At 59.5% G+C, this 14,035-nt stretch carries 12 protein-coding genes; 6 read left to right on the top strand and 6 right to left on the bottom strand.

Going from position 1 to position 14,035, the window contains the following annotated elements; genetic code table 11:
• Positions 1 to 167: 167 nt before the first annotated feature.
• Positions 168 to 1,085 carry a sulfate adenylyltransferase subunit CysD gene (gene cysD, locus H7698_RS10950; RefSeq protein ID WP_194691396.1) on the top strand — a complete coding sequence of 306 codons (918 nt, stop codon included), beginning with the start codon at positions 168 to 170 and terminating at the stop codon, positions 1,083 to 1,085.
• Positions 1,086 to 1,094: 9 nt separating this feature from the next.
• Positions 1,095 to 2,993 (top strand): sulfate adenylyltransferase subunit CysN, encoded by a 1,899-nt coding sequence (cysN, locus tag H7698_RS10945; RefSeq protein ID WP_194691395.1) that lies wholly within the window; start codon positions 1,095 to 1,097, stop codon positions 2,991 to 2,993.
• A 172-nt stretch (positions 2,994 to 3,165) separates the two neighbouring features.
• On the opposite strand, the gene H7698_RS10940 is transcribed toward cysN, so the two are convergent.
• From H7698_RS10940 to H7698_RS10930, 3 genes are read right to left on the bottom strand one after another with little or no spacing between them, the layout of a single operon-like run.
• Complete coding sequence (locus tag H7698_RS10940) at positions 3,166 to 4,071, bottom strand: acyltransferase (protein ID WP_194691394.1); 906 nt, start codon at positions 4,069 to 4,071, stop codon at positions 3,166 to 3,168.
• Positions 4,072 to 6,171, bottom strand: a complete 2,100-nt coding sequence (pta, locus tag H7698_RS10935; protein ID WP_162439273.1) for a phosphate acetyltransferase — start codon at positions 6,169 to 6,171, stop codon at positions 4,072 to 4,074.
• Between the two features lie 57 nt (positions 6,172 to 6,228).
• A complete protein-coding gene (locus tag H7698_RS10930) occupies positions 6,229 to 6,567 on the bottom strand; it encodes a DUF3565 domain-containing protein (protein WP_194691393.1) in 339 nt (112 codons plus the stop codon).
• Here H7698_RS10930 and H7698_RS10925 point away from each other — a divergent pair.
• The 3 genes from H7698_RS10925 (at position 6,536) to H7698_RS10915 (ending at position 8,917) form a co-directional block, all read left to right on the top strand.
• Positions 6,536 to 7,021, top strand: coding sequence for an FKBP-type peptidyl-prolyl cis-trans isomerase (locus H7698_RS10925; protein ID WP_045061434.1), 486 nt, complete (start codon positions 6,536 to 6,538; stop codon positions 7,019 to 7,021). The genes H7698_RS10930 and H7698_RS10925 overlap by 32 nt on opposite strands.
• A 123-nt stretch (positions 7,022 to 7,144) precedes the next feature.
• Positions 7,145 to 7,627, top strand: coding sequence for a glutathione peroxidase (locus H7698_RS10920; RefSeq protein WP_162439275.1), 483 nt, complete (start codon positions 7,145 to 7,147; stop codon positions 7,625 to 7,627).
• 186 nt (positions 7,628 to 7,813) lie between these two features.
• Entirely contained in the window at positions 7,814 to 8,917 is a 1,104-nt protein-coding gene (locus H7698_RS10915) for an NADH:flavin oxidoreductase (RefSeq protein ID WP_194691392.1), read from the top strand.
• Between the two features lie 135 nt (positions 8,918 to 9,052).
• Here the strand turns inward: H7698_RS10915 and H7698_RS10910 are convergent, their stop codons facing one another.
• On the bottom strand, positions 9,053 to 10,252 hold the full coding sequence (locus tag H7698_RS10910; protein WP_194691391.1) for a glycosyltransferase family 4 protein: 1,200 nt from the start codon (positions 10,250 to 10,252) through the stop codon (positions 9,053 to 9,055).
• A 40-nt stretch (positions 10,253 to 10,292) separates the two neighbouring features.
• Positions 10,293 to 11,045, bottom strand: coding sequence for a sulfate transporter CysZ (gene cysZ / locus H7698_RS10905; protein ID WP_162439278.1), 753 nt, complete (start codon positions 11,043 to 11,045; stop codon positions 10,293 to 10,295).
• Positions 11,046 to 11,360: 315 nt separating this feature from the next.
• Between cysZ and trxB the strand changes: the two genes are divergently transcribed.
• The gene (trxB, locus tag H7698_RS10900) at positions 11,361 to 12,323 is read left to right on the top strand and encodes a thioredoxin-disulfide reductase (protein ID WP_162439279.1); all 963 of its coding nucleotides are present in this window, start codon (positions 11,361 to 11,363) and stop codon (positions 12,321 to 12,323) included.
• Between the two features lie 257 nt (positions 12,324 to 12,580).
• Here the strand turns inward: trxB and H7698_RS10895 are convergent, their stop codons facing one another.
• Entirely contained in the window at positions 12,581 to 13,864 is a 1,284-nt protein-coding gene (locus tag H7698_RS10895) for an NAD(P)/FAD-dependent oxidoreductase (RefSeq protein ID WP_194691390.1), read from the bottom strand.
• Positions 13,865 to 14,035: the final 171 nt, after the last annotated feature.

Genomic DNA, 14,035 nt, shown 5'->3' with positions numbered 1-14,035 from the left:
CAGGGGGCAGTCCCAACCAGTCAGAGTAATCCACGCCCAAACGAGGGGGTATATTCATATACCCTTTCGATCTAGCTGGCGTCCTGATTAGAAGCAGTCGCTGTGCTAGCATTCCCCGCTCGAACACGGCCCGCTGGCCGTCCATAAGATCGTTTTCGTGAGTAGCCATGGTCGACAAACTGACGCATCTGAAACAGCTGGAGGCCGAAAGCATCCACATCATCCGCGAGGTCGCCGCCGAGTTCGATAACCCGGTGATGCTGTACTCCGTCGGTAAAGATTCCGCCGTGATGCTGCACCTTGCGCGCAAGGCGTTCTTCCCGGGCAAACTGCCGTTCCCGGTGATGCACGTCGACACCCGGTGGAAGTTCAAGGAGATGTACGCATTCCGCGATCGCATGGTCGAAGAGCTCGGCCTGGACCTGCTGGTGCACGTGAACCCCGATGGTGTTGCGCAGGGCATCAACCCGCTGACCCACGGTAGCGCAAAGCACACCGACATCATGAAAACCGAAGGCCTGAAGCAGGCTCTCGACAAGTACGGCTTCGACGCTGCTTTCGGTGGTGCCCGTCGTGATGAAGAGAAGTCTCGCGCCAAAGAGCGCGTGTATTCCTTCCGCGATACCAAGCACCGCTGGGACCCGAAGAACCAGCGTCCAGAACTGTGGAACGTCTACAACGGCAACGTCAACAAGGGTGAATCCATCCGTGTGTTCCCGTTGTCGAACTGGACCGAGCTGGACATCTGGCAGTACATCTACCTCGAAGGCATCCCGATCGTGCCGCTGTATTTCGCCGCCGAGCGCGACGTCATCGAGATGAATGGCACCTGGATCATGATCGACGACGAGCGCCTGCTCAATCACCTGAGCGAGGAAGACAAGAAGCGTATCGTCAAGAAGAAAGTCCGTTTCCGTACACTGGGTGACTACCCGCTGACCGGTGCGGTCGAGTCCGAGGCCACCAGCCTGACCGACATCATTCAGGAAATGCTCCTGACGCGAACTTCCGAACGCCAGGGCCGGGTCATCGACCACGATGGCGCAGGCTCGATGGAAGAAAAGAAACGTCAGGGTTATTTCTAAGGGGTTGTCATGTCGCACGTATCTGATTTGATCAGCGAGGACATCCTCGCCTACCTGGGCCAGCACGAACGCAAGGAAATGCTGCGCTTTCTGACCTGTGGCAACGTCGACGACGGCAAGAGCACCCTGATCGGGCGCCTGCTGCACGACTCCAAGATGATCTACGAAGATCACCTGGAAGCCATCACCCGCGACTCGAAAAAAGTCGGCACCACTGGCGACGATATCGACCTGGCGTTGCTGGTCGACGGCCTGCAGGCCGAGCGGGAGCAGGGCATCACCATCGATGTTGCCTACCGCTACTTCTCCACCGCCAAGCGCAAATTCATCATTGCCGACACCCCTGGCCATGAGCAGTACACCCGCAACATGGCCACGGGTGCTTCTACCTGTGACCTGGCGATCATCCTGATCGATGCCCGTTACGGCGTGCAGACTCAGACGCGTCGCCACAGTTTTATCGCCTCGTTGCTGGGTATCAAACACATCGTGATCGCCGTCAACAAGATGGACATCAATGGCTTTGATGAAACCGTCTTCGAGTCGATCAAGGCCGATTACCTGAAGTTCGCCGAAGGCATCGCCTTCAAGCCGACCACCATGGCGTTCGTGCCGATGTCGGCGCTCAAGGGCGACAACGTCGTGAACAAGTCCGAGCGCTCGCCGTGGTACACCGGCCAGTCGCTGATGGAAATTCTCGAGACCGTCGAAATCGCCAGCGACCGCAACTACACCGACCTGCGTTTCCCGGTGCAGTACGTCAACCGTCCGAACCTGAATTTCCGTGGTTTCGCCGGCACCCTGGCCAGCGGTGTCGTGCACAAGGGCGACGAAGTCGTTGTGCTGCCGTCGGGCAAAAGCAGCCGTGTGAAATCCATCGTCACCTTCGAAGGTGAGCTGGAACACGCAGGTCCAGGTCAGGCGGTGACGCTGACCATGGAAGACGAGATCGACATCTCCCGCGGCGATTTGCTGGTGCACGCCGATAACCTGCCGCAAGTGACCGACGCCTTCGACGCGATGCTGGTGTGGATGGCCGAAGAACCGATGCTGCCGGGCAAGAAATACGACATCAAGCGCGCCACGACGTACGTGCCGGGTTCGATCACCAGCATCGTCAACCGCGTTGATGTGAACACCCTTGAAGAAGGTCCGGCCAGCTCGTTGCAGCTGAACGAGATCGGTCGCGTCAAGATCAGCCTCGACGCCGCTATCGCGCTGGACGGTTACGCAAGCAACCGCACAACCGGTTCGTTCATCGTCATCGACCGCTTGACCAACGGTACTGTCGCCGCCGGCATGATCATCGCTCAGCCGTTGGCACATGGCAGCAGCACGCATCACGGCAAACTGGCTCACGTTGCCACCGAAGAGCGTGCCCAGCGCTTCGGCCAGCAGCCGGCCACCGTGCTGTTCAGCGGCTTGTCGGGCGCGGGCAAAAGCACCTTGGCTTATGCGGTTGAACGCAAGCTGTTCGACATGGGGCGTGCGGTGTTTGTGCTGGATGGCCAGAACCTGCGTCACGACCTGAACAAAGGTCTGCCACAGGATCGCGCCGGTCGTACCGAGAACTGGCGTCGTGCGGCGCACGTTGCGCGTCAGTTCAACGAAGCCGGCTTGCTGACGCTTGCTGCGTTCGTGGCACCGAGTGCCGAAGGTCGTGAGCAAGCCAAGGACCTGATCGGCAAGGAGCGTCTGCTGACGGTCTACGTCCAGGCCTCGCCAGCGGTCTGTGCCGAGCGTGACCCACAAGGTCTGTACGCAGCGGCCGGGGATAACATCCCGGGCGAATCCTTCCCGTTCGACGTGCCGCTGGATGCCGACCTCGTGGTCGATACCCAAGCGCTGTCGCTGGAAGAAAGCGTCAAGCAAGTGCTGGATCTGCTGCGCCAGCGCGGCGCGATCTAAGCGTTAGCCGCTAATAAGAAACCCGCCGATGAGTGATCATCCGGCGGGTTTTTTTGTTTCGGATCAACTCGGGCAACTGTAGGAGTGAGCCTGCTCGCGATAGCGGTGGATCAGTCGACGTAAACTCTGAATGTACGACCGCTATCGCGAGCAGGCTCACTCCTACAGGAGATCAATGTTTGCCTGGATACTCGCGATGCATCTGCTCCAGCAACGCATCCTTGTCTTCCCACAGCTGATTGATCCAGCCCTGGAACTGCAATCGGTACTCTCCATCCTGGTCGTAATTCTTGCCAATGAACTGCGGCGGAATCTTCAGCTCCTGAAAATGCACCACCACGTCCTTGACGTTCCCGCACAACAGATCCCAATACCCCGGACGACCGCCTGGATAGTGAATGGTCACATTGACGATGGATTCGAGCTGCTCACCCATCGCATCGAGTACGAAGGCAATACCACCGGCCTTGGGCTTGAGCAGGTACTTGAACGGTGACTTCTGCTGCGCATGCTTGCCCTCGGTGAAGCGCGTGCCTTCGACAAAGTTGAAAATACCCACCGGGTTATTACGAAACTTGTCGCAGGTCTTGCGGGTGGTTTCCAGGTCTTTGCCTTTCTTCTCCGGGTGCTTTTCCAGGTACGCCTTGGAGTAGCGCTTCATGAACGGAAAGCCCAGGGTCCACCACGCCAGACCAATCACCGGCACCCAAATCAGCTCTTGCTTGAGAAAGAACTTCAGCGGCTGGATGCGACGGTTGAGCACGTACTGCAGCACCATGATGTCGACCCAGCTCTGGTGGTTGCTGGTGATCAGATACGAATGCTGATAGTCCAGCCCCTCGAGGCCACTCAGGTGCCAGCGAGTGCGGCAGACGAGGTTCATCCAGGCCTTGTTGTTGCTGATCCAGGCTTCGTGCGTATGGCTCATCAGCCAGCGCGTGAATCGCTGGGTCAAGGCGAAAGGCAGTGCCTTGAAGATCGCCACACAGAACAGGAATGAGCAGAGCAAAATGGTATTGAGTGCCAGCAGTAACGATGCAATCACACCGCGCACGGCGGCAGGCAGGAAATCCAGCATTTAAAGATCCATAGGTCGGTTGGCAGCTTGGATCGCGGTCAACGCGATGGTGTACACAATGTCATCGACTTGCGCGCCGCGTGGCAGGTCGTTCACCGGTTTGCGCAGGCCTTGCAGCATCGGGCCGAGGCTGACGCAATCGGCACTGCGCTGCACGGCTTTGTGCGTGGTGTTGCCGGTGTTCAGGTCGGGGAACACGAACACCGTGGCGCGACCGGCCACCTGGCTGTTCGGCGCCAGTTGCCGGGCCACGGTTTCGTTGGCGGCGGCGTCGTACTGCAACGGGCCGTCGATCAGTAGAGAATGTTGCTGCTCGTGGGCAAGCAACGTCGCTTCGCGCACCTTCTCGACTTCTTCACCGCTGGCTGATTCGCCACTGGAGTAGCTGATCATGGCTACCCGTGGCGTAATGCCGAACGCGGCCGCCGAGTCAGCACTTTGCAGCGCGATTTCGGCCAGTTCGCTGGCACTCGGATGCGGGTTCATCACGCAATCGCCGTACACCAGTACTTCTTCCGGGAACAGCATGAAGAACACCGACGACACCAGCGTGCAGCCCGGTGCGGTCTTGATCAACTGCAAGGCCGGGCGGATGGTGTTGGCGGTGGAGTGAATGACGCCAGAGACGAGGCCATCGACTTCATCCAGCGCGAGCATCATGGTGCCGATAACCACAGTGTCTTCCAGCTGCTGCTCGGCCATCGGTGCATTGAGGCTTTTGCTTTTGCGCAGTGCGACCATCGGTTCGACGTAGCGCTCGCGGATCAGGTCCGGGTCGAGAATTTCCAGTCCCGGCGGCAGCTCGATGCCTTGCGCGCGAGCCACCGCTTCGACGTCCTCGGGTTTGGCCAGCAGTACGCAGCGGGCAATCCCGCGTGCCTGACAAATCGCCGCCGCCTGGACGGTCAACGGCTCGCTGCCTTCGGGCAGGACGATACGTTTGTTGGCCGCCTGGGCCCGCTGGATCAATTGATAACGGAATACGGCAGGCGACAGGCGCATTTCCCGTGGCGTGCCGCAGCGCTGGTGCAGCCAGTTGGCGTCGAGGTGGCTGGCGACGAAATCGGTGATGATCTCCGCGCGCTCACGGTCGTCAATCGGGATTTCCTTGTTCAATCCGTTCAGCTGGTTGGCGGTGTCGTAGGAACCGGTGCTCACCGACAGCACAGGCAAGCCAGCCTGCAGCGCGCCTCGACACAAATCCATGATGCGCGGATCGGGCAGGGTATCGCTGGTCAGCAGCAGGCCGGCCAATGGTACGCCGTTCATGGCGGCGAGGCTGACAGCGAGAATGATGTCGTCGCGATCGCCTGGGGTCACCACCAGTACACCGGGCTTGAGCAGCTCCACGGTGTTGCGCATGGTGCGGGCGCAGATAATGATTTTGGTCATGCGCCGGGTTTCGTAATCGCCGGCATTGAGAATCTGTGCGCCCATCAGGTCGGCGACGTCGCGGGTACGCGGTGCATTCAGTTCCGGCTGGAACGGGATGCAGCCCAGCAGACGGAAATCGCCGCTGCGCAGCAACGGCGAGTGTTCTTTCAGGCGCGAGGCGAAGACGTCCATGCTTTCGTCGGTCTTGACCTTGTTGAGGATCACGCCGAGGACTTTCGGGTCCTTCGGACCGCCGAACAATTGCGCCTGCAATTCGACGCGACCGGACAGTTCGGTCAGCACCTCGTTTTCCGGCGCCGACACCAGGATCACATCAGCGTCCAGGCTCTTGGCCAGGTGCAGATTCACCCGCGCGGCGTAGCTGGCGCTGCGGGTTGGCACCATGCCTTCGACGATCAGCACGTCCTTGCCGATAGCGGCCTGCTGGTAGAGGGTGATGATTTCTTCGAGCAATTCGTCGAGCTGACCATCGCCCAGCATCCGCTCGACATGCGCCAGGCCCAGCGGTTGAGGCGGTTTCAGACCATGGGTACGCGCCACCAGTTCGGTGGAGCGTTCCGGTCCTGTATCACCAGGGTGCGGCTGGGCAATCGGTTTGAAAAAGCCGACCTTGAGACCGGCGCGCTCGAGCGTACGCACCAGCCCGAGGCTGATGGAGGTCAGACCCACGCCAAAATCGGTGGGGGCGATAAAAAAAGTTTGCATGCGGATTCTCTAAGGGAGCGCAGGGGTGACCCTCTATATCTGACGGTCTACCGAAATTCAGTCGCCAAGGTTATCGCTAACCGAGCCCTGTGCGCACCAACCACAATCAAAGGGTTGGCCTATTTTTTCATTACGCAGCGATGGGTCCATGACCCAGGTCCGGGATTGCCACGGCGGCTGGTGACGCAGGTGTTGGGTATGACCGCAGGAAAGCTCGGCCACCCAGTGGCCGTCCTCGTCCTGATGGAAGCCTGTGACCGTAGAGTTCTGTGCTGCCATCCGTCTGTCCGGGTTGTGTTCGCTTTCGGGCGATTGCTTCGCTAAACTTGGTCTTTCTATATTCTTATGCAAAAGGTCTCGCCCCATGCTGATCGCCGCCAATAAGGCTGTCTCCATCGACTATACCCTGACCAACGACGCTGGTGAGGTCATCGACAGCTCCGCCGGCGGCGCGCCGCTGGTTTACCTGCAAGGCGCAGGTAACATCATCCCGGGCCTGGAAAAGGCACTGGAAGGTAAAGCCGTTGGTGATGAACTGACTGTTGCCGTAGAACCGGAAGATGCCTACGGCGAATACGCTGCCGAACTGGTCAGCACCCTGAGCCGCAGCATGTTCGAAGGCGTTGATGAGCTGGAAGTGGGCATGCAGTTCCACGCTTCCGCTCCGGACGGCCAAATGCAGATCGTGACCATCCGCGACCTGGACGGCGACGACGTCACTGTCGACGGCAACCACCCGTTGGCCGGTCAGCGCCTGAATTTCCAGGTCAAGATCATCGACATCCGTGATGCGAGCCAGGAAGAAGTCGCTCATGGCCACGTCCATGGCGAAGGTGGCCATCACCACTGATTTTCTGCGCTAAGCTCAGAGAACTGGAGAGGCGCCCGAGGGCGCCTTTTTTAGTCCGCGGTTGTCCATGGCAGCGCCGCCAGGTGGCTGTTTCGAGCAGAACACGGGAATTTGGAGTTCGTCATGAGTGCTTTTCACGACCTTAAATTGACAGCCCTGGATGGTCAGGAGCTACCTCTGGCGCCTTTCAAAGGGCGCGTCGTGCTGGTGGTCAATGTTGCCTCCAAATGTGGCCTGACCCCGCAATACGCGGCGCTGGAAAACCTTTACCAGCAATTCAAGGACAAAGGCTTCAGCGTACTGGGCCTGCCGTGCAACCAGTTTGCCGGACAGGAACCGGGTACCGAGCAAGAGATCCAGGATTTCTGCAGCCTGAACTATGGCGTGACCTTTCCGTTGTCCAGCAAGCTGGAAGTCAACGGGCATGATCGTCATCAGTTGTATCGTCTGCTGGCAGGCGAGGGTGCCGAATTCCCGGGCGACATCACCTGGAATTTCGAGAAGTTCCTGCTGGGCAAGGACGGCCGTGTGTTGGCCCGGTTTTCGCCGCGCACGGCGCCGGACGATCCGACGATCGTTCACGCGATTGAAAAAGCGCTGAGCTAGAAGATCAAAAGATCGCAGCCTGCGGCAGCTTCTACGGGGATACGCATTCCATGGTAGGAGCTGGCACAGGCTGCGATCTTTTGTTTCTGCCTTTTGACTCTAAATCACCAAAATCAATAATACTTCCCATCCCATTGCGCCCTCCATATTATAGCCGTCATAAAGCCTATCCCGTGGAGCGTTCCCATGCCCGTAAAAGCCCTGTTCAAACCGTTCCACCTCGGCACCCTCGAATTGCCGACCCGCGTCGTCATGGCCCCCATGACCCGCTCGTTCTCGCCGGGTGGCGTGCCTAATTCCAAAGTCATCGAGTACTACCGTCGTCGCGCGGCGGCGGGCGTGGGCCTGATCATCACCGAAGGCACCACCGTCGGTCACAAGGCCTCCAACGGCTACCCGAACGTGCCGCATTTCTACGGCGAGTCGGCGTTGGCGGGCTGGAAGAAAGTGGTCGATGCGGTGCACGCAGAAGGCGGCAAGATCGTTCCGCAACTGTGGCACGTCGGCAGCGTTCGTCGTATCGGTACCGAGCCGGACGCCAGCGTGCCGGGTTATGGCCCGTCGGAAAAATTGAAAGACGGCCAGGTCGTGGTCCACGGCATGACCAAGCAGGACATCCAGGACGTCATCGCCGCCTTCGCCCAGGCCGCGAAAGACGCGCAGAGCATCGGTATGGACGGCGTGGAAATTCACGGTGCCCATGGCTACCTGGTGGACCAGTTCTTCTGGGAAGGCAGCAACCAGCGCACCGATGAATACGGCGGCAGCCTGGCGAACCGTTCGCGTTTCGCCATCGAATTGATCCAGGCCGTGCGCGCAGCAGTGGGTGAAGGTTTCCCGATCATCTTCCGTTTCTCGCAATGGAAACAGCAGGATTACACCGCGCGTCTGGTGCAAACCCCGGAAGCGCTGGGTGAGTTCCTCCAGCCGTTGTCTGACGCGGGTGTGGATATTTTCCACTGCTCGACACGTCGTTTCTGGGAGCCGGAGTTCGACGGTTCGGAACTGAACCTCGCGGGCTGGACACGCAAGCTCACCGGCAAACCGACCATCACCGTGGGCAGTGTCGGCCTGGACGGCGAGTTCCTGCAGTTCATGGTCAACACCGACAAGATCGCGCAGCCGGCCAGCCTGGAAAAACTGCTGGAGCGTTTGAACAACGATGAGTTCGATCTGGTAGCGGTGGGTCGTGCGCTGCTGGTCGATCCGGACTGGGCGCAAAAAGTACGCGACGGTCGTGAAGAAGACATCCTGCCGTTCAGCCGTGAGGCGTTGATGACGCTGGTTTAAGTCGCATTTGAACTGACGCCATCGCTGGCATGCCAGCTCCCACAGGGTTTTGTGCCGGTCACATAACGTGTGAACGTCCCGGAACACTGTGGGAGCGGGCTTGCCCGCGATGGCGGCGTCGAGGTCTATAGAAAATCAAGGTACTGTCGGTGCATTCGGCACCACCAACTCCCCCACACAAGCCCCCCGCAACTGCCCTTCGAACTGCTCGATAATCGCCGGCCACCCCTGTCGACTGGCGTGCTGTCGGGCATTCAGCCTGACGCAACGCAAGGTTTCGCGCTCCTCAAGCAACCACGTCGCCGCATCGCAAAATGCATCCTCATCCCCTGGCATCGCCAGCACACCGTTGTAGCCATGACGAATATGTTGCGCCGCTGCGGCCTGATCGTAAGCCACCACGCCCAGCCCCGAAGCCAGCGCCTCCAGCACCACGTTGCCAAACGTCTCGGTCAGGCTGGGGAACAGAAATACATCCCCCGACGCATAGTGACTAGCCAGCGCTTCACCGCGTTGTGCGCCGCAGAAGATCGCTTCGGGTAATTCCTTTTCCAGCGCCACACGCTGGGGCCCGTCGCCAATCACGATCAGTTTGAGATTCCTCTGTGGATAACTTGCCTTCAGCGTGTCGAAACAGCGTTTGAGCAGACCCAGATTCTTCTCGGGCGCCAGACGGCCGACATGGATCACCGCGATGTCGCGCTCGGCCAGTCCCCACTGTTCGCGTAACGCCGTCAGCCGTTTGGTGGGATGGAACAATTGGCTGTCGACCCCACGAGACAACAACGCCAGGCGCTCGAAATGCCGACGCTCCAGCTCCAGCCGCTGGCTCACACTGGGCACCAGGGTCAGGTTCGAGCGGTTATGAAACCAGCGCAGGTAATGAGTCAGCAACCGCGTCAACAGTCCAAATCCATACTGGCTGGAATACTGCTGAAAGTTGGTGTGAAAACCACTCACCACCGAAATGCCCAGGCGCCGCGCAGCGCGCAATGCAGAGAGTCCGAGCGGTCCTTCGGTAGCGATGTAGAGCACGTCCGGCCGATGACGTTTCCAGCGGCGCAGCAACTTGTGCATCGACGACTGTCCCCACTGCAAACCCGGATAACCCGGCAAAGGCCAGCCCCGGCACAACAGAAGATCATCGTTGCTGCCGGTTTGCCGGTCACAACCCTGCCGGGGCCGCACCAGCTCCACTTGATGCCCGCGCGCGCGCAAACCGTCGCACAGACGGCCAAGGGTATTGGCCACGCCGTTTATTTCGGGAGGGAACGTTTCGGTGATCAGGGTGATATGCAGAGCTGTCGTCATGGCCTCAGTGTCGGCTGAGGCCATGTCGTCGTCATGACGGTGTGATGATGGATTTGTGACGGGATCAGCGTTGGGTCACCAGGTTTTCCGCGCCGCGTTCTCGCACCCAGAACAGGGTCGCGCCGGCCACGGCGGCCGGCATCATCAGAATGTTGACTACCGGAATCAGCAACACCAGATAAACACTGCCGCCGAAGCTCATGCTCTGCCAGCGTTTCTGGCGCAGCCAGGCGAGCATCTCGTTCCAGCCGAGCTTGTGGTTGTCCGCCGGGTAGTCGATGTACTGGATCGCCATCATCCACACCCCGAACAACAGCCACAGTGGCGCGGCAATAATGTTCACCACGGGGATAAACGACAGGATGAACAACCCGATTGCCCGCGGAAGAAAATAACCGAGCTTGCGCATTTCCCGAGCCAGGGTGCGCGGAATCATGGCAATCAGTTCGCCCCAGCTGAACGCCGGGAAGTCATCAGTGCCGCGCACCACCACTTCAACCTTCTCCGCGAGAAAGCCGTTGAAGGGGGCGGCAATGATGTTAGCCAGCATGGTGAAGGTGAAAAACACCATCAGCACCACCAGCACGACAAAGAGCGGCCACAGGACATAGCTTAGAAAACTCAGCCACTCGGGCAGGGACGGCATCAGCGTATCGACCCACAGGCTGAATTGATGGCTCGCCAGATAGATCAATCCGACGAACAGCACCAGGTTGATCACCAGGGGTAGCAACACAAACAAACGCAGACTCGGGCTCAGGACCAGCTTGAGGCCTTCGCGCAGGTATTGCGGGCCGGACAGAACGGGGGCGGGCATATCGTGCTCCGAGCAAAGGGAAAACGCGCCGACCTTACCGGCTTTGCCCAAGAGGCGAAAGCGCGGCAGCGACATCGACATCAACTGTAACAAAGGCGCCTGAATATGCGCGGCGATGGCATAGAGACCACCTATGAGCTGGATTGTTAATCCGTATTTCCTTAATCTTCGCCCCCTCGATACGCTGCACCCATTCTTTTTTCAGGACTGTCGAGTTCAAGCCTTCCCCAAGTGCTTTCAACGGTCCTTTTTTATTCCCGCCGGCAACCCGGCGTTCCGCGCCAGATGTTTCGGCCCGGTCAACAGGAGCAGGTCATGTCTGAAGTCCGTCATTCGCGAGTGATTATTCTCGGTTCCGGCCCTGCCGGTTACAGCGCCGCGGTCTATGCCGCCCGTGCCAACCTCAAGCCACTGCTGATCACCGGCATGCAAGCCGGCGGTCAACTGACCACCACCACTGAAGTCGATAACTGGCCGGGCGACGTCCACGGCCTGACCGGCCCGGCGCTGATGGAACGCATGAAAGAGCACGCCGAGCGCTTTGAAACCGAGATCGTTTTCGATCACATCAATGCCGTCGACTTCGCTTCCAAGCCTTACAGCCTGACTGGCGACAGCGCCACCTACACCTGCGACGCGCTGATCATCGCGACCGGCGCCAGCGCTCGTTACCTGGGCCTGCCGTCGGAAGAAGCGTTCATGGGCAAAGGCGTTTCGGCCTGCGCGACCTGCGACGGTTTCTTCTATCGCAACAAGCCAGTGGCTGTGGTCGGCGGCGGCAACACCGCTGTTGAAGAAGCCCTGTACCTGGCCAACATCGCCAGCACCGTGACCCTGATCCACCGTCGTGAAACCTTCCGCGCCGAGAAGATCCTGATCGACAAGCTGAATGCACGTGTGGCTGAAGGCAAGATCATCCTGAAGCTGAATTCGAACCTGGACGAAGTTCTGGGTGACAACATGGGCGTGACCGGTGCTCGCCTGAAGAACAACGACGGCAGCTTCGACGAGCTGAAAGTCGACGGCGTGTTCATCGCCATCGGCCACACCCCGAACACTTCGTTGTTCGAAGGTCAGCTGACGTTGAAAGACGGCTACCTGGTCGTGCACGGCGGCCGTGAAGGCAATGCGACAGCCACCAACCTCGAAGGTATCTTCGCGGCCGGTGACGTGGCTGACCACGTTTACCGCCAGGCCATCACCTCCGCTGGTGCCGGCTGCATGGCGGCACTGGATGCCGAGCGTTACCTGGACGATCTGCAGAACGCCAAGTTCTGAAATCGTTGAAATGAAAAAACCGGCCTCGGCCGGTTTTTTTCTGTCCACAAATTACCCTGTACCTACTGGCGAATCTGTATCCCTGTACCTACTGGCTAACCTGGAACCTTGTAGCAGCTGGCGAAGCCTGCGTTCGGCTGCGCAGCAGTCGTAAACAGTACGCCGCGGTCAGTCAGAAAAACCGTGAATGCAGATTTACGACTGCTTCGCAGCCGAACGCAGGCTTCGCCAGCTGCTACAGGGATAGGTGTTCGCCTTCAGCCTTTCAGCCTTTCCTGCACGAAGTCCATCACCTTCAACGACTGATAGATCGCATTCGCCGCCACCCGTCCAAACGGACCGCCATTCCAGTCCAGCAGGTACGGCTTGAACAGTTCATATCGCAAACTCTCCCCGCACACCGCCTCGGCGATCACCCGGCCGCCGATCGAGCCGGTGTTCAAACCATGACCGCCAAACGAAGTGCACGCCCAGACGCCCGGTTCCAGCAAGCCCAGGTTAGGCATTTTGTTGGTGGAGTAACCCATCAGGCCGGACCAGGCGAGATCGATTTTCACTGCGGCCAGCTGCGGGTACACCGCAACCATGTCCGCCTTGAGCATGGCCGCCAGGGCTTTCTCGTTCTGTTCATTGCGCGTGGTGATGCGGCCACCCCACAGCAAGCGGTCGCCTTCTACGACGCGGTAATAGTCCGATGCACGTCGGTCGTCAGAGAACGCAGCACCGGAGTCCAGCACTGTCTTGATCGAATCACCCAGGTGTTCGGTCAGCACCACGTAGGTGGCGATAGGCAGGTAGGCGCGACTGAGTTTCTGCAGCTCCGGTCCCCCGTAGCCGCCGGCGCAGAACACCAGATCCTTGCAGCGCACACTGCCGCGCGTGGTCTTGACGATTTTATCCGCACCTTCGCGCTGCCAGGCGAGCATCTTCGAATGTTCGAAAATCCTGCCGCCAGCTGCTTCAATGGCAAGGGCCAGGCCCAAACAATAATTCAGCGGGTGGAAATGCAGGGCGTTCGGATCTTCGACACCCTGGAAGTAGCGCAGCGTTTGAGCCCGCTCGCGGACCTGGGCAGTGTCGAGGAAATTGAGTTCATAGCCGAAGTCACGGCGCATGGTGTCGATGTGGTTTTTAATGCTGGCGCCATCGTCGTAGCGCTTGACCCGAATCGTACCGGCGGACGGCGCGCAGCCCGTCAGGGCGAGTTCTGTGATGTTGTGGCGGACGATCTCCACGCCTTCGACAGACATCTGGAACAGCGAGCGTGCGTGTTCCAGCCCGAGTTTTTTACGGATCGCGCCAGACCCTTCCGCCCAGCCCGGCGACACCACGCCGCCATTGCGACCGGATGCGCCCCAGGCCACCTGATGGGCTTCGAGGATGATCACGCGTTTGCCGCGCCGGGTCAGTTCCAGTGCGGCGGTGAGGCCGGCGATACCCGCGCCGATGATGCACACATCGCAGGTTTCATCGGTGTTCAATTCGGCCCGGGCCGCGCGGGGCAGCGAGGTTTGGGAATACCAGGTGTTGGGAAAGGACATGGTCGATCCTTGAGAAATTACCGCTCAGATGTCAGAGCGGACCTTGTGGCGAGGGGATTTATCCCCGTTCGGCTGCGAAGCAGTCGTAAATACGTTTTGACGCTGAAATGCCGGGGCCGCTCCGCAGCCCAACGGGGATAAATCCCCTCGCCACAGGGCTCGCTCCTACAG

The sequence above is a fragment of the Pseudomonas sp. p50(2008) genome, from assembly GCF_015351605.1.
In the GTDB taxonomy this organism is placed as follows: domain Bacteria; phylum Pseudomonadota; class Gammaproteobacteria; order Pseudomonadales; family Pseudomonadaceae; genus Aquipseudomonas.
The sequence above is the reverse complement of the archived record's forward strand: the minus strand, read 5'-3'. Positions and strand labels throughout refer to the sequence as shown.